The organism is Nisaea acidiphila, from assembly GCF_024662015.1.
Classification (GTDB): Bacteria; Pseudomonadota; Alphaproteobacteria; order Thalassobaculales; family Thalassobaculaceae; genus Nisaea; species Nisaea acidiphila.
This window is the reverse complement of the sequence record NZ_CP102480.1, coordinates 260630-282228: the sequence shown is the minus strand read 5'-3', so window position 1 is coordinate 282228 and position 21599 is coordinate 260630. Positions and strand designations below refer to the sequence as shown.

The following is a 21599-nucleotide window of genomic DNA, read 5'->3' as shown; positions in this document are numbered from 1 at the left end:
TCCTCCCGGTGGCTCTTCCGGCCTTACCGATCAGGCGACCGCCGGGACGGGATCGCTCAGCAGGGTTTGCGTGGCGCGCGTGACGTCCGGCTGCCGCATCAGGCTTTCGCCGACGAGGAAACAGCGGGCGCCGACCTTCGCCATGCGCGCGAGATCGGAGGGAGCGTAGAGACCGCTCTCCGAGATCAGGGTCCGGTCCGCCGGCACGCGCGCGGCCAATTCCTCGGTCACCGCGAGATCCGTCACCATGGTCTTGAGGTTCCGGTTGTTGATTCCAAGCAGAGGCGATTTCAGCGCCAGCGCCCGGTCGAGTTCGCTGCCGTCATGCACTTCGATCAGAACGTCCATGCCGAGTTCGAATGCAAGCGCTTCCAGCTCCGCCGCCTGGCCATCCTCCAGTGCCGCCATAATCAGCAGGATGCAGTCGGCGCCGAGCGCCCGCGCTTCCCAGACCTGATAGGCGTCGAGCATGAAGTCCTTGCGCAGCGCGGGCAGGGAGACCGCGGCGCGGGCCGCGACGAGGAAATCGTCGTGGCCCTGGAAATAGGGCATGTCGGTCAGCACGGAAAGACAGGTGGCACCCCCGGCCTGATAGGCTTCGGCCAATCGCGGCGGGTCGAAATCGGCGCGGATCAGTCCCTTGCTCGGCGAGGCCTTCTTGATCTCCGCGATCAGGCCGTAACCGGTCCGTGATGCGGCCTGAAGCGCCTTCGCGAAACCGCGCGGCGCAGAGGCGTCGCTCGTGCGGGCCTTCACGTCGGCAAGCGGGCGAGCGGCCTTGCAGGAGGCAATGTGTTCGCGTTTGTCGGCGCAGATCTTCGCCAGGACGTCACTCATCTTCTGCGGCCTCGTTCAGGCTGTTGGTGACCCTGATCAGGGCGTCGAGACGCGCAAGCGCCTTGCCGCTGTCGATCACCTCGGCCGCCATCGCGACACCGTCCTTCAGATCGGAGACCTTGTCGGCGACCATCAGTGCCGCGGCACTGTTGAACAGAACGACGTCGCGGTAGGCTCCGGGCTCGCCTTCAAGCAGCGCGCGCAGGGCCTTCGCATTTTCTTCCGGGCCCGAGCCTTTCAGGTCTTCCGCTTTCGCCAGCGGCAGGCCGGCATCTTCCGGGGAGATCTCGAAGGAGCGCACTGCGCCATTCTCCAGCGCGGAGACGTAAGTCGGGCCGGTTGTCGTGACTTCATCCAGCCCGTCGGAACCATGCACCACCCAGGCCTTTTCGGATCCGAGCCTGCCGAGCACGTGCGCGACCGGCTCCACCCATTCCTTCGCGAACACTCCCACCAGTTGCCGTTTCACGAAGGCGGGGTTGGAGAGCGGGCCGAGCAGGTTGAAGATCGTCCGCGTGCCGAGCTCGACCCGCGTGCCGCCGACATGGCGCATGGCGGAATGGTGCCGCGGCGCCATCAGGAAGCAGATCCCGGCCTCGTCGATGGCCTTCTGCACCAGGCTCATGTCGCATTCGTTATTGATGCCGAGTGCGCTCAGCACGTCGGCGGCACCGGTGCGGGAGGAGAGCGCGCGGTTGCCGTGCTTGGCGACCGGGACGCCGGCGCCTGCGAGCACGAAAGCGCTGGCGGAGGAAATGTTCCAGGTCTTGGCGCCGTCACCGCCGGTGCCGACAGTGTCGATTGCATCGGCGGGAGCGGTCACGCGGAGTGCCTTTGCGCGCATCGAACGGGCCGCCCCGGTGATTTCCTCGACGGTCTCGCCGCGCACCCGGAGCGCCATCAGGAAACCGCCCATCTGCGCCGGTGTCGCGTTACCGGTCATGATGATGTCGAATGCCGTTTCAGCCTGCTCTTCGGACAGCGTTGCGCCCGTCGCAACATGCCCGATGAGCGACTTCATATCCTGGATGTCGCCGCTCATGTCCCGGTTTTCCGGAGTTCGGATTCCAGCACATCCAGCGGTTTCAGCGGCTCGGCGTTGATCCCGGAGAGCCTGAGGAAGTTCTGCAGGATCCTGTGGCCGTGCTCGGAGGCGATGCTCTCGGGGTGGAACTGCACCCCGTGCACCTGCATCGTCTTGTGCTGCAGGCCCATCATCATGCCGTCCTCGGTCTCCGCCGTGATCTCGAGGCAGTCCGGCAGGGATGCCCGGTCGACCACGAGCGAATGATAGCGGGTGGCATCGAACGGGCTCGGCAGGCCTTCGAACACGCCCTTGCCGGTATGGCTCACCTTGCTGATCTTGCCGTGCATAGGTACCGGCCCGCGCGTGATCGTTCCGCCAAAGGCCTGTCCGATCGACTGCAGGCCGAGGCAGACGCCGAAGATCGGCACCTTGCCGGCGGCCTTTTCGATCAGCGGCAGGCAGATCCCGGCCCGGTCCGGATCGCATGGGCCCGGCGAGAGCACGATGCCCCGCGGTGCCAGCGCCATGACCTCGTCGACGGAGATCTTGTCGTTTCGATGCACGACAACCTCGACCCCCAGCGATCCCAGAAAGTGCCAGAGATTGTAGGTGAAGCTATCGTAATTGTCGATAAGTATGAACATTTTCAGGCTGTTATCGAATTCTGTTGAAGTAAACTCGAAGGCTCTTACAGTGTTTATAGCAAGCGGCCATGTTCGCGGATAGAGACTGCCCCGGCGGACTTGGCTTGGCAAATTCTTTTGGGCTTTCCGAATGGCACGAAAACGCAAGGCCAGCAGCAGGTTCGGCACCCCGGTGGTTATGCTCGCCGCGGGCGGTTTCATCGCCGCAGTGTTTGCCGCCGGTCTCTGGGCCGGGATGCAGTTCGGGCAGGAGCCGCCGGCGCCTCGGCAGCAGGAAGCGGTGATGCGCTCTCCGGCGGACAAGCAGAAGCCGCCACTTCCGGTAAGCCCCGGTCCTGCCGATCAGGCGGCGATGGACCGGCTGGTCGCCCGAGTGGCCGAACCCGAAAAGGCACCGGCACCCGAAGTGAAGGCTGTTGCGCAGCAAGCTCCTCGATTGCGCCCCGACGCCGAGGCACCGGCGCAACTGGCCTGGGTGCAGAACGCGCTACCGACGGACTTGCCATCCGGCCGTCCGATGATAGCGCTGGTGATCGACGATGTGGGGATCGACCGCCGCCGCTCCGATGCGATCGTCGCCTTACCCGGACCGCTTACGCTTTCTTACCTGACCTACGCGAAGGATCTTGACCGGCAGACCGCCGCCGCGCGGGCCGGGGGCCACGAACTGATGGTCCATATGCCCATGCAGCCGAAGAGCGCAGATGCCGATCCGGGGCCGAACGTGCTCCGGGTGCGTGACAAGCCGGTCGATCTCGCGAAGAAGATCGACTGGGGCCTGTCGCGCTTCGGCGGTTATGTCGGGGTGAACAATCATATGGGCAGCCGCTTCACCAGCGACCGTGCGGGGATGAACGCGGTGATGGAAGCGCTCAAGCTGCGCGGCCTGTTCTTCCTCGACTCGGTGACCGCGCCGGACACCGCGGGCCCCGCCGCGGCCGAGGCGCTGGGCGTGCCGGTGCTGAAGCGGGACGTGTTCCTCGATAACGAGGATTCGCCGGAAGAGGTGCGCTACCGCCTGGAGCAGGTCGAGAAAATCGCGCGTAAATCCGGTGCGGCGATCGCCATCGGCCATCCCCACGACGCGACGATAACTGTGCTCCGCGACTGGATTCCGGATGCAAAGGCGCGGGGTTTTGCTATCGTGCCGATCACCGTTCTTGTCCGCAGACGCTATCCCGCGCTATGGCAGTCGGCGGGACGGTCCTGAGCGTGGAAAGGATTTCGATTTGATCGACTGGACATTCGAGAGCTTCGAAAGTCTGAGTTGCGGGGATCTCTACGATATCCTGCGCCACCGTCAGGATGTCTTCGTTCTCGAGCAGAAATGCTTCTACCCGGATATCGACGGTAAGGACCAAGTCGCCCGCCATCTGATCGGCCGCGGTGCGCACAATACCTTCCTTGCCTATATGCGGATCCTCGGTCCGGGTGACTATTACGAAGAGCCGGCGCTCGGTCGCATTCTTGTCACGCCGGAAGCGCGCGGCCGCGGGCTGGCGCGCACCTTGATGGACGAGGGACACGCCCGGGCGAAGGCGCTCTACGGAGACGTGCCGCTGCGCCTCAATGCGCAAGCCTATCTCAAGGATTTCTACGAGAGTGTCGGATACGAAATCGTCCGGGGACCGTACGACGAGGACGGCATTCCGCATTACGAGATGCTGAAGGCGGCCTGAAGTTATCGCCTAGCATGTTTTTGTCATTCCCGCGAAAGCGGGGGCCTAGAGATCGTAGAACCGACGCCGTCTTCCCTGGGGCTCCACTTGCATCGGGATGCCGAAAGTGAGAGCGAAATAAAAACGCCGCCCCGAAGGAAGGGCGGCGTTCTTGATTGAGGTGTCCGCTCGCGTTTACGCCGCGGAGCACATTCAGGCAGCGTCGGCCTCGTCGATCGCCGCCTGCGCGGCCGCCAGACGGGCAATCGGCACGCGATAGGGCGAGCAGGAAACGTAGGTCAGGCCGACTTCGTGGCAGAAGCGGACCGATTCCGGATCGCCGCCATGTTCGCCGCAGATCCCCATCTTGAGGTCCGGGCGGGTCTTCTTGCCTTTCTCCGCGCCCATGCGCACCAGTCCGCCGACACCGTCCCGGTCGATGGTGATGAAGGGATCGGCCGGCAGAAGCCCGCGCTGCAGGTATTCCTCAATGAAGGTGCCCGCGTCGTCGCGCGAGAAGCCGAAGGTCGTCTGGGTCAGGTCGTTGGTGCCGAAGCTGAAGAATTCGGCGGTTTCCGCGATCTCGTCTGCGACCATGCAGGCACGCGGCAGTTCGATCATGGTGCCGACCATATATTCGAACGCCTCTCCGCTTTCCTTCTTCACGGCATCCGCGATGCGGTGAACGATTTTCGCCTGATCGTCCATCTCCGCCTTGGTGCCGACCAGCGGGATCATCACTTCCGGAATGGCCTTGATGCCGTCCTTCTTCACCGCGACCACGGCTTCGAAGATGGCGCGGGCCTGCATTTCGCAGATTTCCGGATAGGTGACCGCGAGACGGCAGCCGCGATGGCCGAGCATCGGGTTGGCCTCGTCCAGTTCCGCCTTGCGGAGCTCCAGCGCCCGAAGCGAGACGCCCGCCGCATCGGCCACGTCCTGCATCTCCTCTTCGGTATGCGGCAGGAACTCGTTCAACGGCGGGTCGAGCAGACGGATGGTCGCCGGCAGGCCATTCATGATGCGGAAGAGGGCGGTGAAGTCCTCACGCTGATAGGGGAGCAGCTTGGCGATCGCGGCGCGCCGGGCTTCCGGGTCGCGGGCGAGGATCATCTCGCGCATGTGCACGATGCGCTCCGGGTCGAAGAACATGTGCTCGGTCCGCGAGAGGCCGATGCCCTCGGCGCCGAAATCGACCGCGGTCTGGGCGTCGAGCGGGGTTTCCGCGTTGGCGCGTACGCCGAGGGTGCGGAACTCGTCGACCCAACCCATCAGCTCGCCGAAATCTCCGGTCAGTTCGGGCTTGATGGTGGCGACCTCGCCGCTCATCACCTCGCCGGTGGTGCCGTCCAGCGTGATGACGTCGCCTTCGGCGAATTCGCGTCCGTTGGCCAGCATGACCTTGTTCTTGCCGTCGACCTTGATTTCGCCGGCACCCGAGACGCAAGGCGTGCCCATGCCGCGGGCGACCACCGCCGCGTGGGAGGTCATCCCGCCGCGGGTGGTCAGGATGCCTTCGGCAACGTGCATGCCGCCGATATCCTCGGGGCTGGTCTCGTTGCGGACCAGGACGACCTTCTTGCCGGCCTTTGACCATTCCTCCGCCTCGTCGGCGGTAAACACGATCTGGCCGCTGGCGGCACCGGGAGAGGCGGGAAGGCCGCGTCCGACCACGTCGCGCTCGGCGGACGGATCGAGAGTCGGATGCAGCAGCTGGTCGAGCTGCGCCGGGTCGATGCGCTTGATCGCCTCGCGCTTGTCGATCACGCCCTCGCGGACGAGGTCGCAGGCGATCTTCAGCGCCGCTTTCGCTGTGCGCTTGCCGTTTCGGGTCTGCAGGATCCAGAGCCGGTTCTGCTGAACCGTGAACTCCATGTCCTGCATGTCGCGGTAGTGGCCTTCCAGCTTCTCGCGGATGGCGCAGAGTTCCTTGAAGACCTCCGGCTGGGTCTCTTCCATCGAGGGAAGCTCGCCGCCGCCATTCTCGCGCTCGGCGAGGGTCAGGGGCTGCGGCGTACGGATGCCGGCCACCACGTCCTCGCCCTGGGCGTTCACCAGGAACTCGCCGTAGAAATGATTGTCGCCGGTCGAGGGGTTGCGGGAGAAGCAGACGCCGGTCGAGCAGTCGTTGCCCATATTTCCGAACACCATGCTCTGCACGGTGACCGCGGTGCCCCATTCTTCCGGAATGCCGTGCAGGCGCCTGTAGGTGTTGGCGCGCTGATTCATCCAGGAGCCGAACACGGCGCTGATCGCGCCCCAGAGCTGCTCTTTCGGATCAGCCGGGAAATCCCTGCCGAGAACGTCCTTCACCCGTGCCTTGTATTCCTTGACGATCTGCTTCCAGTCGTCGGCTGTCATCTCGGTGTCGAGGTTGTAGTCCTTGATATCCTTGTATTCTTCAAGGATTTCCTCGAAATTGTAGTGCTCCACCTCAAGCACGACGTCGCTGTACATCTGGATAAAGCGACGGAAGCTGTCGTAGGCGAAGCGCTCGTCATTGGTCTCGCGCGCCAGCGCCGCGGCGGTGTCGTCGTTGAGGCCCAGATTGAGCACCGTATCCATCATGCCCGGCATGGAGGCGCGGGCGCCGGATCGGACAGAGACGAGAAGCGGCTTTTCGGTCGAGCCGAAACCGCGGCCGAGCTGGGCTTCGACGGCTTTCAGGCTTTCCTCTGCCTGGGATTCCAGATCTGTCGGATAGGAACGGCCGTTGGCGTAATAATGCGTGCAGACCTCGGTCGAGATCGTGAAACCCGGTGGCACCGGCAGGCCGAGACTGGCCATCTCCGCCAGGTTCGCGCCCTTGCCGCCGAGCAGCTCGCGCAGTTGGGCCGAACCGTCGGCCTTTCCAGCTCCGAAATTATACACCCACTTGGCCAAGTCGCTCTCTCCAAGTCATGATTCCGGTGCCTTGCGTCCAGGGCACTCGCGTCCGGGACGCACGGCACCGTCTGGTTGTTGCACCTGCGAAGGTGCAACGGTTGCAAGGTGTTTACTCAAAGAAGGGCGCCGTTGAAAGGAAAGAGTCGCGGCCCAGAGCCGAATTTGACTCTTTCGTGACGGAGGGGCGCGGGTTCAGTGCGCCATCAGGACGGGAGTGCTCATGTTTTCAAGCACATCGCGCGTGGTGCCGCCGAAAATATCCTCGCGGATGCGGGTCCGGCTGTAGGCGCCCATCACCATGATGTCCGGGTCGGTCTTGGCGCAGTGCTGGAGAATGGTCTTGCCGACGCCGCCTTCGTCCTTCAGCACGACCTGGCGGGCGTCGATCCCGTGCCGCCGCAGATGGCGCAGGATATCGTGGCCGCAATCCGGCGGGGTGTCGTCCGGAACCACGGTCACGATGTCGAGACGCTTCTTGGTCTCCAGAATTTGCATGGCGTCAGTGAGGGCGCGCGCAGCCGGCCGGCTGCCGTCCCAGGCAACGACGGCGAATTCGTTGAAATCCCGGTCCTTGTAAGCCGTCGGCACGATGATCACAGGCTTTCCGGAGAGCAGCACGACGTCCTCGGGCCTTAGCTGATCCGCGACGCCGCCGGCTGCGTCGACCTGGCCTGTGAGCAGGATGTCGAAATAGCGCGCGGCTTTCGCGAGAACCCGGGTCGGTTCGCCTTTTTCCGCACACCAGTCACCGTTGTTGGTATGGCCGAGAGCCTTGAGGTCCTCGCGGAAATTGGCCTCGATGCCGGCAATATGATCGGCCTCCGACTTCTTCAGGGTTTCAAGCGTGCTTTCCGGTATCCACTGACGGGTCAGGCTGTCCATTTTCATCGGCGGGCTGACATGCAGACCGGTGATGGTCGCCCCGTATTTGTCCGCCATGCGTACGGCCAGGCGCAGGGCCGCACGCGAACTTTCCGCGCCGTTGAAGGCGACGGCCAGATCCTTGATTGCCATTTTTTCCTCCCATGGCCGCCTGGTTTATTCGGCGGCTTCCACTTTTTCCTCGAACGGTTCGATCTTTGCCGCGCAGAACTTGAACTCGGGGATCTTGCCCATCGGGTCGAGCTGCGGATTGGTGAGCAGATTTGCCGCCGCTTCGGCGAAGCAGAACGGAATGAAGATCATGCCTTCGGGCACATCCACGTCCTGCCGCGCCTTGAGTGTGACTTCGCCGCGCCGGGTACTGACGCGGACATAATCACCTGCGGTGACCCCCATCCTTTTCATATCCCAGCGGTTGAGGCCCGCGATGGCCTCCGGCTCCAGCGCGTCGAGCGTTTCCGAGCGCCGGGTCATGCTGCCCGTGTGCCAATGTTCCAGCAGGCGGCCGGTGGTGAGCACCATCGGATAATCCGCGTCCGGCAGCTCGGCCGGAGGCGTGACCTTGGCGGGCACGATCTTGGCTCGGCCCGAGGCGGTCGGAAAGCGGTCGCCGAAGATGATCTCGTTTCCGGGCTTGTCGGGAGCGTCGCACGGATAAGTGACGGCTTCCTCGCGAACCAGCCGTTCCCAGGTGATGTTCTTCAGAGAAGGCATGACCTGGGTCATCTCGGTGAAAACGTCGGATGGGTGATCGTAGTTCCAATCCAGGCCGATGCGCTTCGCCAGCTCCTGGACCAGTTCCCAGTCCTGCCGGGCTTCTCCCGGGGGCGGAACAACAGGTCGGGCGATCTGCACCTGCCGGTTGGTATTGGTGAAGGTGCCCCACTTCTCCGCATGCGCCGAGGCGGGCAGGACCACGTCCGCGTGCCAGGCGGTCTCGGTCAGGAAGATATCCTGCACGACCAGATGCTCGAGCTTGGCGAGCGCCGCGCGGGCATGGTTCTGGTCCGGGTCGGACATGGCTGGGTTTTCGCCGAGGATGTACATCGACTTGATATCGTCGGCGAGGATCGCGTCGATGATCTCGACCACCGTCAGGCCTTTCTTCGGATCCAGCTCGGTGCCCCAGAATTCTTCGTAGTGGGAACGGATCTCGCTGTCCTCGACAGACTTATAGTCCGGGAAGACCATCGGGATCAGGCCGGCGTCGGAAGCGCCCTGGACGTTGTTCTGGCCGCGTAGCGGATGCAGGCCGGAACCGGGGCGGCCGATCTGGCCCGTGGTCAGCGCGAGGGCGATCAGGCAGCGCACATTGTCGGTGCCGTGAATATGCTGCGACACGCCCATGCCCCAGAAGATCAGTGACGCTGTCGACTTGGCATAGAGCCGCGCAACCTCGCGGATCGTGTTGGCCTCGATGCCGCAGATTTCCTCCATCTTCTCCGGCGGGAAATCCTTTATCGAAGATTTGAGCGCCTCGAAGCCTTCGGTGTTGGCGGCGACATATTGTCGGTCGTAGAGCTCTTCCTCGACGATGGTGTAGAGCATGCCGTTGAGGAGCGAGACGTCTGCCCCCGGCTTGAACTGCAGCACCCGGGTCGCATGGCGCGACAGGCCGTTATTCTGGCCGCGTGGGTCCATCACGATCAGTTCCTTGCCTTCCTTGGCAGCGTTCTTGAGGAAGGTCGCGGCAACCGGATGGTTCTCCGCCGGCCGGGCGCCGAGGACGATGATGACGTCCGAGTCCTTGGCCGCCATGAAAGGAGCTGTCACGGCGCCCGAATTCAACCCTTCCATCAGGGCGGCAACGGAAGAGGCGTGGCAAAGCCGGGTGCAGTGGTCGACATTGTTGGTGCCGAAGCCCTGGCGGATCAGTTTCTGAAAGAGATAGGCCTCCTCGTTGGAGCATTTTGCCGAGCCGAAGCCCGCGAGCGCACCGCCGCCGTCGCGGTCCAGGACCTTCTTCAGCCCTGATGCGGCCCGTTCCAGAGCCTCTTCCCAGGTCGCTTCGCGGAAGTATTTCGAAACCTCGCCGCGGCCGATTTGCATGGTGCCGGATTTCGGCGCGTCGTCGCGCCGGATCAGCGGCACGGTCAGGCGGTCCTCGTGGTGGATATAATCGAAGCCGAAGCGCCCCTTCACACAGAGCCGGTTGGTGTTGGCCGGCCCGTCACGTCCGTCGATATGAAGGATCTTGTCATCCTTTACATGGACGCGGGTCTGGCAGCCGACCCCGCAATAGGGGCAGAGCGTGTCCACCACGCGATCGGCGTATTCCGTCCGCTTACCGGCCTTGTCGAGCAGGTTCGCTTCCATCAGCGCGCCGGTCGGGCAGGCCTGGACGCATTCGCCGCAGGCAACGCAGGTGGACTCGCCCATATCCTCGTCGAAATCGAAGATGATCTTCGCCCCGTTGCCGCGATAGGCCATGCCGATCACGTCATTGACCTGAACCTCGCGGCAGGCGCGGACGCAGAGATTGCAGTTGATGCAGGCATCGAGATTGACGGCGATGGCCGAGTGGCTGCTGTCCGCCATCGGACGGTTGCCCGCCGGGAAGCGGCTCGCGTCGCTGATCTGCATCGTGTCGACCCAGTTCCAGAATTTGGACTCCGGATCGTGGCTGGTTTCCCGTTCAGGCTGGTCGGCCATCAACAGCTCGAACACCATCTCTCGGGATTTCTTCGCCCGCTCGCTGGCCGTGCTGACCTTCATCCCGGCGGTGGGGGTGCGGATACAGGAGGCTGCGAGGGTGCGTTCGCCCTCGATCTCGACCATACAGGCCCGGCAGTTGCCGTCTGCCCTGTAGTCTTTCTCCGGCTGCCAGCAGAGATGCGGGATCTCCACTCCGAGCCGGTCCGCGACCTGCCAGATGGTTTCGCCCTGGTTTGCCTCGACTGTCTCGCCGTTCAACTCGAAAGAGATGCGCTCGCTCATTTCAGGTCTCCCGGGAAATATTTGATGACCGACCGGATCGGGTTCGGTGCCGCTTGTCCGAGACCGCAGATCGATGCGTCTGCCATCACCGCGCTCAGTTCCTCCAGCAGGTCGGTGTCCCAACTCGGCTGGCTCATCAGCTTGACAGCTTTTTCGGTGCCGTTGCGGCAGGGCGTGCACTGACCGCAGCTCTCATCCTCGAAGAATTTCAGCAGATTGAGTGCGACATCTTTCATGTCATCCTGATCGGACAGGATCACGACGGCATGCGAGCCAACCAATGCCCCATACTTCTCAAGTTGACCGAAATCGAGAGGGATATCCGCCATGTCGGCGGGAAGAATGCCTCCGGAGGGGCCGCCGGGGAGGTAGCCCTTGAAAGCGTGACCGCCCGCCATGCCGCCGCAATGATCCTCGATCAACTCGCGCGCCGTGGTGCCGGCCTCAACGAGTTTCACGCCTGGATTCTTCACCCGGCCGGATACGGAATAGCTCCTGATGCCCTTGCAACCGTTCTTGCCTTGGCTCGCGAACCACTCGGCGCCGTTCTTCAGGATTTCCGGCACCCAGTAGAGAGTCTCGATATTGTTCACCAGGGTCGGGCGGTCGAAGATGCCGCGGACCGAGACGAAAGGCGGACGGTGGCGGGGTAGGCCGCGCTTGCCCTCGATCGATTCGATCATCGCCGACTCCTCGCCGCAGATATAGGCGCCTGCGCCGCGCCGGAGATTGATCTTCGTGTGCGTGGCGAGGCCCGCTTTCTCCACCGCCTCGATTTCCTTGAGCAGGATCTCGCGGGCCGCCGGATACTCGTCGCGGAGATAGATGAAAACTTCCTCTGCCTCGACCGCCCAAGCCGCGATCAGCATGCCCTCAATGAATTGGTGCGGGTTGGTTTCCAGGTAGAGGCGGTCCTTGAACGTGCCGGGCTCACCCTCGTCGCCGTTGACGGCCATGAGGCGCGGACCGTCTTCGGCTCGAACGAAGCTCCATTTTCTGCCAGTGGGAAAGCCCGCCCCCCCGAGACCGCGCAGTCCGCCGTCGGACAGGGTCTCGATAGCCTGTTCGACAGTGCGCTCGCCGGACGTGCAGCTTTCCAGAACGTCGTAGCCGCCCTCGGCCCGATAGGTGGAGAAATTCTTATAGGGAGGTATCTCCGGGTGAAGGTGACCGCTACGGGCGACCGATAGCGCGCTTTCCGTCGTGCAGTGGTCGACATGACGGTGTCCGACCTCCGCGACCGGCGCCAAATCGCAACGGCCCATGCAAGGTGCGCGCAGCACGCGGATATCCGCGCCGGCATTGTTTTCGAGCTCCGAAATCAGTTGCTCGGCGCCGGCAAGGGCGCAGCTCAGGGACTCGCAGACGCGGATGGTGACCGGAGCGGGGCGTGTCTCGCCGTCGCGCACGATATCGAAATGTGCGTAGAAAGACGCGACCTCGTAGATCTCGGCCATTGGGATCCGCATTTCAGCGGCCAGGGCGTGGAGCAGGCCGGCCGGCAGGCAGCCTTCGCTGTCCTGTATGAGATGAAGATGTTCGATGAGGAGATCCCGGCGTCTCGGCCGATCGCCGAGCAGTTGCTTCAGCCGGTCGACATCTTCTCCGCTCAGAACACGTCCCTTGTTGAAGGTGGGCGCTTTGCGGCGGCCAGATCCGGGGTGGATCTTTTGCCCGACTTTGATCTCGTTCATCTCTCGCGTGGCCTTCTTGTTGCTTCCTCGGTTTGACCCGGGTCACTCTTGCGGCGCCTCGGGCTCACTCCCAATCGCGTCCGATTGAACGCTATCGGCCAGTCATTTCCCGGCTTCGCTCGTGTGCGTCATGTATTCGCTTCAGAGCGTCGCCGTAGCAGTCCATGCCTGCCTCGGCCGGAGTTCGTATTCTGGTGTCAATCGCGGAAAAATCGAAAAACCACTCGTAAACTATGTGCTTTTCCGGTCCGCGTGTCCGGCTCCTTTCAGTTTGGCATCTTGTATACCATAGCTCCCAGTTTTTTTTGTGTCGAGTGCCGGGGATGCTGAAGGTGCGCATTCTTTCGGGAAAATTTTTCTCCTCTTTATAATGGGATAGCGCAAGACGGGGATGCGAAGGGGACTTATGGAGAAACTGGTATACAAGATACTAACGCTTGGTATACCATTTCCATGCCATGAAAAGTTGTTGGTTATCGCGGAAAAGCGGAACTACGATTTGGTGACGGGCAAAAACAAAAAATAAGCTGCCCGGAAAACAACAAAGGGAGGAGTTCAATGAAAATCTCGAGACGCAGTCTTATGGGACTGGCCGTTTGCGCCGGTCTCGCCATGGGAGCAGTGCCTGCCGCGCAGGCGTTTGAACCCGTCAAGCCGATCGATTTCATCATTATGGCCGGCAAGGGCGGCGGCGCCGACAAGATGGCGCGGCTCATGCAGACCATCGTCGAGAAGCACAATATGGCTTCCAAGCCGCTGATCCCGATCAACAAGCCTGGCGGCTCGGGCGCCGAGGCTCTGGTTCATGTCCAGAATGCCAAGGATCAGGACCACACCATCATGGTGACCCTGAACAGCTTCTATACGACCCCGATGCGTCAGCCCGGCCTCGGCGTCGACTCTCTGAAGTTCGCGCCGATCGCCCGTATGGCGGAAGACACCTTCCTGCTCTGGGTACACAAGGACTCCGGCCTGACCTCGTTCGACCAGTGGGTCGACCATGTGAAGAAGGTCGGCGACAAGTGGGTCATGGGCGGTACCGGCAAGCTGCAGGAAGATCAGCTGATCACCGACTTCCTGAACGCCAATTTCGACCTGAAGATCAAGTACGTGCCTTACAAAGGCGGCGGTACTGTCGCGAAGCAGGTCGCCGGCAAGCACGTGAACTCTTCGGTCAACAACCCGTCCGAAATCGAAGGCTTCTACAAGGCGGGGACGGCGATTCCGCTGGTCTCCTTTACCAAAGAGCGCCTCGACGCGTTCCCCAATGCTCCGACTATGAAGGAGAAGGGGCACGATTTCGCATACTATATGCAGCGCAGCGTGGTGGGAGCTCCGGGCATGTCCCAGGAAGCTCAGGACTACTACACGGCCCTCTTCAAGAAGGTGTATGAGAGCGCCGAGTGGCAGGACTACCGTACGAAGAAAAGTCTCTACGGTGAGTTCCTGACCGGAGACGATCTGCGCGATTACTGGAAGGTCAACAACGAAACGCACCGTGCGATGTTGGCCAAGATGGGCGCCTCCTAAACATCGTGCCGCCTGCCCCGGAGCCGACGGTTCCGGGGCAGCGGACCGTGGGATCTGTTGATCCCGGGCATATGTTTTCAATTCACGACTGAGTGGGGAAGGTCGCCGCAAATGCGTCGCGCGGAATTGGTCACGGCTGTCGTTTTGGCAGCGTTTTCCATCTATCTGATGTGGAAGAGCACCGAGCTGAATATCGGCTGGGTCGAATACGAGGGGCCCGGCGGAGGTGCCTGGCCGTTCTGGCTGGCCGCAGTCATGCTGGTCTGCAACATCTGGACGATCGTGAACTGGGTCCGGAAGGCGACGCCGCAGTCGCGCTCGGTCGAGCAGTTCATGGACGCGCACGCCATCCGCATGTTCGTGCTGGTTGGCGGCAGTGTAGTGGCGCTGGTCGCGATGGTGCACTTTATCGGCGTCTATGGGGCGGTGCCTGTCTTCCTGCTGTTCTACCTGCGGGTGCTCGGGAGACATACCTGGCGGCTGACCGTCCCGGTCGCCGTCTCAGCTCCCGTCGTCATCTTCTTCTTCTTCGATGTCGCGATGCGGATCGTGTTGCCCAAGGGCTACTTGGAGCCACTGTTCTATCCGCTCTACGACATCTTTCTTTAAGGCCGCGGGGAACCTGACTTATGGAAATCATTCAGCATCTTCTCGACGGCTTCCTGATCGCGTTCGAGCCGCTCAATCTCGGGCTGGTGGTCGTGGGCGTGACTGTCGGTCTGTTCATCGGCGCGATGCCGGGGCTCGGTTCCGTGAACGGCGTGGCGATCCTTCTGCCGCTGACCTTCCTGGTCCCGCCGACCTCGGCGATCATCTTTCTTGCAGCGATCTATTACGGCGCGATGTATGGCGGCGCGATCAGTTCGGTCATGCTCGGAATACCCGGCGCCTCGACGGCGGTGGCGACGACTTTCGATGGGCGACCGCTGGCGCTGAAAGGGCTGGCTGACAAGGCCCTTATCGGGGCGGCGATGGCGTCTTTCTTCGGTGGGACAATCTCGATTGTATTGTTCACCGGCTTCGCGCCGGCGCTGGCCAGTGTCGCGCTCGATTTCGGTGATCAGGAGATCTTCGCCCTGATGCTCCTCGCTTTCGCGACATTTGTCGGGTTAGGCGGGGACGACATTCCGAAGACCATTTTCTCGATCTGCATCGGGCTTGTTTTCAGCGCTGTCGGGATGGACATCATCAGCGGAACGCCGCGTCTGGTATTCTTCGATATCACCGGCTTCCTGCACGGGATTAATTTCCTGGTCCTCGCCATCGGCGTCTACGGCATCGGCGAGATGCTGTGGACCATCGACTCGACGCGCGGAAACCCCTCGATGTCCAAGGTGAAGATCTCGATGGAGCGCACGGTTTCGCATATGAAGGAAGTCGTGCTGGAGTGGAAACCGGCCTGGATCGGCTCCTTGCTCGGCTTCTTCGTCGGCATCCTGCCCGCGGCGGGCGCCACACCGGGGTCTCTGATGGCCTACGGTATCTCGAAGATGACGTCCAAGAATCCTGACGGCTACGGTAAAGGCGAAGTCGGGGGCGTGATCGCGCCGGAAGCGGCCAATAACTCGGCGTCGACCGGCGCCATGCTGCCCATGCTGACCCTCGGCATTCCGGGTTCTCCGACAACGGCTATCCTGCTCGGCGGTATGGTGATCTGGGGACTGGTTCCCGGCCCACTGATGTTCATCGAGCAGTCGGACTTCGTTTGGGGGCTGACGGCGAGCCTCTATGCGGCGAACTTCTTCGCGGTGGTGATCAACATCCTCTTCATCCCGGTCTTCCTTTGGGTTCTGAAGATGCCGTTCACCATCCTCGCGCCTATCATCTTCGTGCTCTGCCTCGTTGGCGGTTATGCCCCGACCGAGGATATGCACGATGTCTGGCTGATGGTGATCTTCGGCTTCGGTGCCTATCTGCTGCGCAAGCTCGACTACCCGCTCGCGCCGGCAGTGCTCGCCATCGTGCTGGGGCCGATCGCAGAGCCGGCCCTGCGACAGAGCCTGATCATTTCGGGCGGCGATGCAACGGTATTCTTCACCCGTCCGATCGCGGGACCGATCACTGTGATCGCGCTCATCCTGCTCGTTCTCCCGCTCGTGCAGGTCGTGCGGAAAAAGATGAAGCAGTCGAAACAGGTCGAAGCCTGAAGGCAGGCAGGACCGAAACGAAAAGGGGGCGGCCTTCGGGCCGCCCCTTGCGTTTTACCGATTTGTCGGATCAGACGACGTTTACGACCAATTCGCCAATGCCGTCGATATGACCGTGCATAACGTCTCCGCGTTGCACCGGGCCGACACCTGCCGGCGTCCCGGACATGATGATGTCGCCGGGTGCCAGCTCGAACAGGCCGGAGAGATAGGAGATCATTTCCGGCACTTTCCAGATCATCTGGTTGAGATCGCCTTCCTGGCGCATCTCCCCATTTACTTTGAGCCAGATCGCGCCATTCTCGGGATGACCTATATCGCTTGCCGGGACGATCTCGCCGCAAGGGGCCGATTTCTCGAACGCCTTTCCGATTTCCCAGGGGCGGCCGAGCTTTTTCATTTCGCCTTGCAGATCGCGCCGGGTCATATCGAGGGAAACACCGTAGCCATAGACGCAGTCCATGGCCTCATCGACCGGGATATCGGTGCCGCCTTTGTGCAGCGCGACCACCATCTCGATCTCGTGATGGACGTCATTGGACTGCGGCGGGTAGGGAAAGTTCAGGTCCGGCACGATCAGATTGTCCGGGTTTTTCTGGAAGAAGAACGGCGGTTCCTTGTCCGGGTCGTGTCCCATCTCGATCGCATGTTCGGCATAGTTTCGCCCGACACAATAGACCCGGTGGACCGGGAAGCGGTCGTCCTGACCTCTAACCAGCAGCGAAACGGCGGGAGGCGGCGTGAAAACATAGCTCATGGCAGACTCCTGTCTGGGAGTGGCAGGCGCGCCGCGTTCGCCGCGGTCGCGCACCTGTGAAGCGGAGCGATACATATCCAGCACCCGGACCGGAGCGTCCAGTCCTATATTCGATCCGCTCTCTTCTCCGATCAGATCGGATTTCACCGCACAGGATCGTCATGTTTCGCTGTTTGATTGCCGCCCTCTTTTTCTCCTGTCTCCCGCGTTCGGATCTCTCCGCGGCGGAACTCCGGATCCGTCAGCTTGCATTGCCTGGAAGCGCTGTCGACCTGACGCACACAGAGGCCGGGGTCCTGGTTCGTTCGGACAAGGGCGAGACTTACCTGTACGGAGAAGACGGGGAGTTCCGCATCGCGCCGGCGGGCGCATGGCCGGAAGAGGCCGCTCCGCTGGCGCCGCCGATGGTCCGTGACGGCCGTGTCGCGCGTAGCTCCGCGTTCGGTCTCAGCGCCTGGTACGCGGAAGAGACCGAGCAGTACCGGCACGGGGCGCTAGGGGACCCAATCGAGGCCCTTGCGCTCGCGGTGCTCGAGGTAGGCGGCATGACCGCGATATATCGAATGGCCGGGGATGAGGTTTTCGAGGATCTCGAGCCCCGCATCGTCGACCTTGACGGCGAAGAGAATGGCCGGCCGGAAATCGTTACAATCACGGCCAGCGCAAATGAAGGCGCGGCGATTGCCGTGTTCGGTATCGGGCGCGACAGCACTGGCGCCCCGACTCTTGTACGGCTCGCGACTTCAAGCCGGATCGGCTCGGCCTATCGCTGGCTGAACATTGCCGGTATCGCCGATTTCGACGGGGACGGTTTCATTGAGATCGCCTACGTTGACCGGCCCCATATTCGCGGCGAGTTGGTGTTTCTGGAATGGCGTGGCGTACGTCTGCGCGAGCAGGAGCGGGAAGGCGGGTTCGCCAACCATCACGGAGGGTCGACTGTTCAGGGACTCTCCTTGGTTGCCGACATCGATGGCGACGGCCATCCCGATTTGCTCGTGCCGGACCGGGGCTACCGCCATCTCTTAGCTGTCGGGCTCGAAGGTGACGGTCTGCGGGAGATCGCCCGCGTAAAGCTCCCAGGCGTGCCGGTTTCGGCCTTCGGGCGCGCGGGCATCGCCGCAATGGTCTATCTGGACGAGGCGGGACGCCCCTTCGAGGTCCGCTGGGAGCCGTAACGTCAGACCAGTCCGCGGCCCTTGAAAAAACTGTTCATGGCTTCGGCGAGAGCTTCCGGCTGTTCCAGGCTCGGGATATGGCCTGCTCCGGCGATTTCGACATAACGGGCATCGGGCATGATATCTGCCATGGCTTCGACGAGCGCGGGCGGTGTCGCGCCGTCCTCGCCGCCGCAGACCACCAGCGTCGGCAGGGGGATAGCGCGGGTCGCCTCCGTGAGATCGGCATCCCGGATCGCCGCGCAGCAGCCGACATAGCCGACTTGGGTCGTTCGCGTCAGGAGATTGCGCCAGCCCGCCGTCTTGGCCGGGAAATTGGTCCGGAAGCTCTCCGTGAACCAGCGCTCCATCACACCGTCCGCGATACCCTCCAGCCCGATCTTCGCGATCGCATCCATCCGGTCCTGCCAGAGCTGGGCGTCGCCGATCTTGGGCGCGGTGTCCATGCAGACGAGGCCGTTGACCTGGCTCGGGAAACGGGCGGCGTAATCCTGTGCGATCATGCCGCCGATCGAAACGCCCCCGAGGAGGAAATGCTCAAGGCCTAGATGATCGGTGACGGCTTTCAGGTCGTCGCTCAGATCCCTTATCGAATAGGGCGCGGGCGCCGCGTCGCTCAGACCGTGACCGCGTTTGTCGTAGCGCACGACCCGACCGATGCCTGCCAGGTGAGGGAGCAGCGGATCCCAAATCCGGAAGTCGGTTCCGAGGGAATTTGCCAGCACCAGGGTCGGCCCATCGCCATGACGGCGGTCCGAATAGTGAATTGTTCGTGAGCCATGTTTGAAGAATGCCATCGCGTTTCGGTCCCGCTTTTGCCGGTTGGTGGGAGTCGCGCGCCGTGAGGCCGCAGAAATCCGTGTTCTTTATAAGCAATGTCCGGGCGCGGACAAGAAGCGGTGAACTTGATTGCGATGGTCCATGCTGCGGAAAGTGCGTCCCGAGGGCCTTTTCGGGTGCCGAAGCCGACCTATCTCGAAGGCGTCTTTCGTATTGGTCGAGGGAGGACCTGAAATGACGACGAATGCTACACGAATGAATCGCCGCGAGGCTTTGCTCGCTGCCGCCGGGACGCTTGCGGCACCGGCAATCCTGTCCGCGCTGCCGTCCGTGGCGGAGGCGGGCGCTCCGATGCAGGGGGCGTCTTATCCGACCCATTACCGCTTCAAGCTCGGAAAGTTCGAAATCACGACGGTGCGTGACGGGGCCATCCAGCTCGACGGGCCTCATCCGATCTTTGGGCAGAACGTTACCCAGGAGGAAGTCGCAAAGCTGGCGGAGGAGAACTTCCTTTCCGGCAGCCGGATGGAAATCTCCTTCACGCCGGTCATCGTCAATACCGGCAACGAAGTAATCATGTTCGACAGCGGTAACGGCGATGGGCGGAGGCCAAATGCAGGGCAGCTGGCGAGTGTTCTCGCGAAAGCCGGCTTCACTGCGGATCAGATCGATGTCGTGGTGCTGACCCATTTTCACCCTGATCATATCGGCGGACTGATGGAAGGCGGGCAACCTCTGTTCCCCAACGCCCGCTACGTCACGGGCGCAGCGGAGTACGATTTCTGGTCGCCGCCGGAAATGGCCGAGGGCAAACTTGCTCGTGTTGGTAAACTGGTACAGAGCAATGTCGTCCCGTTCGCGGAAAAGATGACTTTCCTCAAGCCGGGAGAGGACGTCGTGACGGGGGTACAGGCCGTCAACTCGTTCGGCCATACGCCTGGGCATATGGCCTATCATTTTGAGAGCGAAGGCCGCCGGCTTCTCGCCTGGGCGGATACGACAAACCACTATGTCGCCTCTCTTCAACGTCCGGACTGGCATGTCCGGTTCGATATGGACAAGGAGGCGGCTGCCGCGAGCCGGAAGAAGGTACTGGATATGGTTGCGGCGGAACGCATCCCTGCGACCGGATATCACATGCCTTTCCCAGCGGTCGGGTATGTCGAAAAACATGGAAGCGGTTATCGCTGGATACCTGCCAGCTATCAGCTCAATCTCTGATCCGTCTTCGCGCGATGAAGCGACCCGGTCCTAAAGCCGGGTCGCTTCATAACTTGCGCGGAGTCCGGGGAAAGCTGCTACACTTAAAAGCAGATCCGCAGCGGAAGGCGTTTGATAAGAAAACGTTAACCAATGCTGCGAAAAACTGCTTCGCTAGAATTCCGGCGAAAAGTGGGGAAGCGCATGGTTAGTTCGGACGGCGGTGGAAATGGATCCGGTGGGGCGCTCTCGGTAGCGGACGTTCAGGCTCTGCTGAAAGATCCCTCTGCCGAAAATCGCGCAATGACGGCCGCGAAAGTCGCGGGACAACTGACAGCTGCAAGTTTCTCTGCCACCGAGCTTCCGATGGCACAGGAAATTCTGCGTGTCATGGCACGGGATGCGGAACGCCGCGTGCGAGAGGCGCTAGCCCGGGAAGCACGGACGGCGAAGGACCTTCCGCACGATGTCGCGGTTCTGCTCGCGAAGGACGTTGAATCGGTGGCTATGCCGGTGCTCGAATTCTCCGAGGTCCTGCGCGAAGAGGACCTGATAGAGATCGCATCCGCCGCCGATGAAATGAAACAGACTGCCATTGCGCGGCGCGAGAATGTTTCCGAGGCCCTCGCAGACACCCTGATCGACAAGGGAAACCAGACGGTTGTCGAAACCCTGGTGAGAAATGAAGGCGCGGAAATCTCCGAGAGCGGTTTCAGCAAGGCAATCGAGCGGTTTGGCGACGACGAGAATATTCAGGACGGGTTGGTGCATCGCGAGGCCCTTCCCGTCGGAATTTCCGAGCGCCTCGTTTCGATCGTTTCGGATCGATTGAAAGAGCACTTGGTCAAGCATCACGATCTGCCGGCGAATACGGCGACCGATCTGCTGCTTGAGGCGCGGGAAAACGCCACGTTGAGTCTTGTCTCGAACGGCGCGCCGTCACAAAAGGTGGAAGATCTCGTTGCAGAGCTTCATCGCAATGGACGGCTGACGGAATCGATCGTGTTGCGTGCCGCCTGTCTCGGGGATCTCGACTTCGCCCAGGCCGCTATGGCCGAGCTTGCTTCGGTCCCGCTGATCAATGCGCAAAAGCTGTTCGACGACTCCGGAGACCTGGGTCTCAAGGCCCTGTTCGACCGTTCGGGGCTTCCGAAACGCAGCTACCCGGTGTTGCGCAAGGCGATCGATGTGATGCGGGATACCGAATACGACGGTCTGGAAAGTGATCGAGAGCGCTTCAGCCTGAAAGTTCTTGAGCGCCTCCTGACCGCCTTCGAGACCGACGACTTCGGCCTTTCCGACGACGATGTCGAATATCTCATGAAGCGGCTGTCTACATTGACCTCGAAGACCGCCGAAGCGCGCGAGCACCTGCACTGAGAAAAACCGTTCTCGGACGGCATGCCTTCGAATGCTATTGTGCCGACCGGCTGGGGACTTGA

General features: G+C 62.1%; 17 protein-coding genes. 8 read left to right on the top strand and 9 right to left on the bottom strand.

Annotated features, from left to right (window positions below; genetic code table 11):
* Positions 1–30: 30 nt before the first annotated feature.
* From trpC to NUH88_RS01370, 3 genes are read right to left on the bottom strand one after another with little or no spacing between them, the layout of a single operon-like run.
* On the bottom strand, positions 31–837 hold the full coding sequence (gene trpC, locus NUH88_RS01380; protein WP_257769510.1) for an indole-3-glycerol phosphate synthase TrpC: 807 nt from the start codon (positions 835–837) through the stop codon (positions 31–33).
* Positions 830–1879 carry an anthranilate phosphoribosyltransferase gene (gene trpD / locus NUH88_RS01375; protein WP_257769509.1) on the bottom strand — a complete coding sequence of 350 codons (1050 nt, stop codon included), beginning with the start codon at positions 1877–1879 and terminating at the stop codon, positions 830–832. The genes trpC and trpD overlap by 8 nt, the downstream gene beginning before the upstream one ends.
* Complete coding sequence (locus tag NUH88_RS01370; protein WP_257769508.1) at positions 1876–2508, bottom strand: anthranilate synthase component II; 633 nt, start codon at positions 2506–2508, stop codon at positions 1876–1878. The genes trpD and NUH88_RS01370 overlap by 4 nt, the downstream gene beginning before the upstream one ends.
* A gap of 130 nt (positions 2509–2638) precedes the next feature.
* Between NUH88_RS01370 and NUH88_RS01365 the strand changes: the two genes are divergently transcribed.
* Together NUH88_RS01365 and NUH88_RS01360 are read left to right on the top strand one after the other, a co-directional pair.
* Positions 2639–3718, top strand: coding sequence for a divergent polysaccharide deacetylase family protein (locus tag NUH88_RS01365; protein WP_257769507.1), 1080 nt, complete (start codon positions 2639–2641; stop codon positions 3716–3718).
* Between the two features lie 19 nt (positions 3719–3737).
* Positions 3738–4187, top strand: a complete 450-nt coding sequence (locus tag NUH88_RS01360) for a GNAT family N-acetyltransferase (protein WP_257769506.1) — start codon at positions 3738–3740, stop codon at positions 4185–4187.
* 192 nt (positions 4188–4379) lie between these two features.
* On the opposite strand, the gene ppdK is transcribed toward NUH88_RS01360, so the two are convergent.
* From ppdK to NUH88_RS01340, 4 genes are all read right to left on the bottom strand, one after another.
* On the bottom strand, positions 4380–7049 hold the full coding sequence (gene ppdK / locus NUH88_RS01355; protein ID WP_257769505.1) for a pyruvate, phosphate dikinase: 2670 nt from the start codon (positions 7047–7049) through the stop codon (positions 4380–4382).
* 195 nt (positions 7050–7244) lie between these two features.
* The gene (locus NUH88_RS01350; protein ID WP_257769504.1) at positions 7245–8066 is read right to left on the bottom strand and encodes a universal stress protein; all 822 of its coding nucleotides are present in this window, start codon (positions 8064–8066) and stop codon (positions 7245–7247) included.
* Positions 8067–8090: 24 nt separating this feature from the next.
* Positions 8091–10871: a formate dehydrogenase subunit alpha gene (fdhF, locus tag NUH88_RS01345; protein ID WP_257769502.1), complete on the bottom strand. Its 2781-nt coding sequence runs from the start codon at positions 10869–10871 to the stop codon at positions 8091–8093.
* A complete protein-coding gene (locus tag NUH88_RS01340) occupies positions 10868–12565 on the bottom strand; it encodes an NAD(P)H-dependent oxidoreductase subunit E (protein WP_257769500.1) in 1698 nt (565 codons plus the stop codon). The genes fdhF and NUH88_RS01340 overlap by 4 nt, the downstream gene beginning before the upstream one ends.
* A 558-nt stretch (positions 12566–13123) precedes the next feature.
* Between NUH88_RS01340 and NUH88_RS01335 the strand changes: the two genes are divergently transcribed.
* The 3 genes from NUH88_RS01335 to NUH88_RS01325 all read left to right on the top strand — a co-directional run bounded on the left by NUH88_RS01335 (position 13124) and on the right by NUH88_RS01325 (position 16242).
* Complete coding sequence (locus tag NUH88_RS01335; protein ID WP_257769498.1) at positions 13124–14095, top strand: Bug family tripartite tricarboxylate transporter substrate binding protein; 972 nt, start codon at positions 13124–13126, stop codon at positions 14093–14095.
* Positions 14096–14206: 111 nt separating this feature from the next.
* Entirely contained in the window at positions 14207–14704 is a 498-nt protein-coding gene (locus tag NUH88_RS01330) for a tripartite tricarboxylate transporter TctB family protein (protein WP_257769496.1), read from the top strand.
* Positions 14705–14724: 20 nt separating this feature from the next.
* Positions 14725–16242: a tripartite tricarboxylate transporter permease gene (locus NUH88_RS01325; protein ID WP_257769494.1), complete on the top strand. Its 1518-nt coding sequence runs from the start codon at positions 14725–14727 to the stop codon at positions 16240–16242.
* A gap of 70 nt (positions 16243–16312) precedes the next feature.
* Here NUH88_RS01325 and NUH88_RS01320 read toward each other — a convergent pair whose 3' ends face one another.
* Positions 16313–16999, bottom strand: coding sequence for a fumarylacetoacetate hydrolase family protein (locus tag NUH88_RS01320; RefSeq protein ID WP_257769492.1), 687 nt, complete (start codon positions 16997–16999; stop codon positions 16313–16315).
* A gap of 161 nt (positions 17000–17160) precedes the next feature.
* Here NUH88_RS01320 and NUH88_RS01315 point away from each other — a divergent pair, with 161 nt between their 5' ends.
* Positions 17161–18177, top strand: a complete 1017-nt coding sequence (locus NUH88_RS01315) for an FG-GAP repeat domain-containing protein (RefSeq protein ID WP_257769490.1) — start codon at positions 17161–17163, stop codon at positions 18175–18177.
* A gap of 2 nt (positions 18178–18179) precedes the next feature.
* Here NUH88_RS01315 and pcaD read toward each other — a convergent pair whose 3' ends face one another.
* Positions 18180–18974: a 3-oxoadipate enol-lactonase gene (gene pcaD / locus NUH88_RS01310; protein ID WP_257769488.1), complete on the bottom strand. Its 795-nt coding sequence runs from the start codon at positions 18972–18974 to the stop codon at positions 18180–18182.
* A gap of 217 nt (positions 18975–19191) precedes the next feature.
* Between pcaD and NUH88_RS01305 the strand changes: the two genes are divergently transcribed.
* Complete coding sequence (locus tag NUH88_RS01305) at positions 19192–20178, top strand: MBL fold metallo-hydrolase (protein ID WP_257769486.1); 987 nt, start codon at positions 19192–19194, stop codon at positions 20176–20178.
* A gap of 132 nt (positions 20179–20310) precedes the next feature.
* The gene (gene spbR, locus NUH88_RS01300; protein WP_505483645.1) at positions 20311–21537 is read left to right on the top strand and encodes a SpbR family protein; all 1227 of its coding nucleotides are present in this window, start codon (positions 20311–20313) and stop codon (positions 21535–21537) included.
* Positions 21538–21599: the final 62 nt, after the last annotated feature.

Bases quoted from the DNA above. Each gene is read 5' to 3' on its own strand.
- fdhF (WP_257769502.1), bottom strand. From the start codon at position 10,871: ATGAGCGAGCGCATCTCTTTCGAGTTGAACGGCGAGACAGTCGAGGCA.
- trpC (WP_257769510.1), bottom strand. From the start codon at position 837: ATGAGTGACGTCCTGGCGAAGATCTGCGCCGACAAACGCGAACACATT.
- pcaD (WP_257769488.1), bottom strand. From the start codon at position 18,974: ATGGCATTCTTCAAACATGGCTCACGAACAATTCACTATTCGGACCGC.
- NUH88_RS01335 (WP_257769498.1), top strand. From the start codon at position 13,124: ATGAAAATCTCGAGACGCAGTCTTATGGGACTGGCCGTTTGCGCCGGT.
- NUH88_RS01350 (WP_257769504.1), bottom strand. From the start codon at position 8,066: ATGGCAATCAAGGATCTGGCCGTCGCCTTCAACGGCGCGGAAAGTTCG.
- NUH88_RS01305 (WP_257769486.1), top strand. From the start codon at position 19,192: ATGACGACGAATGCTACACGAATGAATCGCCGCGAGGCTTTGCTCGCT.
- NUH88_RS01330 (WP_257769496.1), top strand. From the start codon at position 14,207: ATGCGTCGCGCGGAATTGGTCACGGCTGTCGTTTTGGCAGCGTTTTCC.
- NUH88_RS01320 (WP_257769492.1), bottom strand. From the start codon at position 16,999: ATGAGCTATGTTTTCACGCCGCCTCCCGCCGTTTCGCTGCTGGTTAGA.
- NUH88_RS01340 (WP_257769500.1), bottom strand. From the start codon at position 12,565: ATGAACGAGATCAAAGTCGGGCAAAAGATCCACCCCGGATCTGGCCGC.
- trpD (WP_257769509.1), bottom strand. From the start codon at position 1,879: ATGAGCGGCGACATCCAGGATATGAAGTCGCTCATCGGGCATGTTGCG.
- spbR (WP_505483645.1), top strand. From the start codon at position 20,311: ATGCTGCGAAAAACTGCTTCGCTAGAATTCCGGCGAAAAGTGGGGAAG.
- NUH88_RS01315 (WP_257769490.1), top strand. From the start codon at position 17,161: ATGTTTCGCTGTTTGATTGCCGCCCTCTTTTTCTCCTGTCTCCCGCGT.
- NUH88_RS01365 (WP_257769507.1), top strand. From the start codon at position 2,639: ATGGCACGAAAACGCAAGGCCAGCAGCAGGTTCGGCACCCCGGTGGTT.
- NUH88_RS01325 (WP_257769494.1), top strand. From the start codon at position 14,725: ATGGAAATCATTCAGCATCTTCTCGACGGCTTCCTGATCGCGTTCGAG.
- NUH88_RS01370 (WP_257769508.1), bottom strand. From the start codon at position 2,508: ATGTTCATACTTATCGACAATTACGATAGCTTCACCTACAATCTCTGG.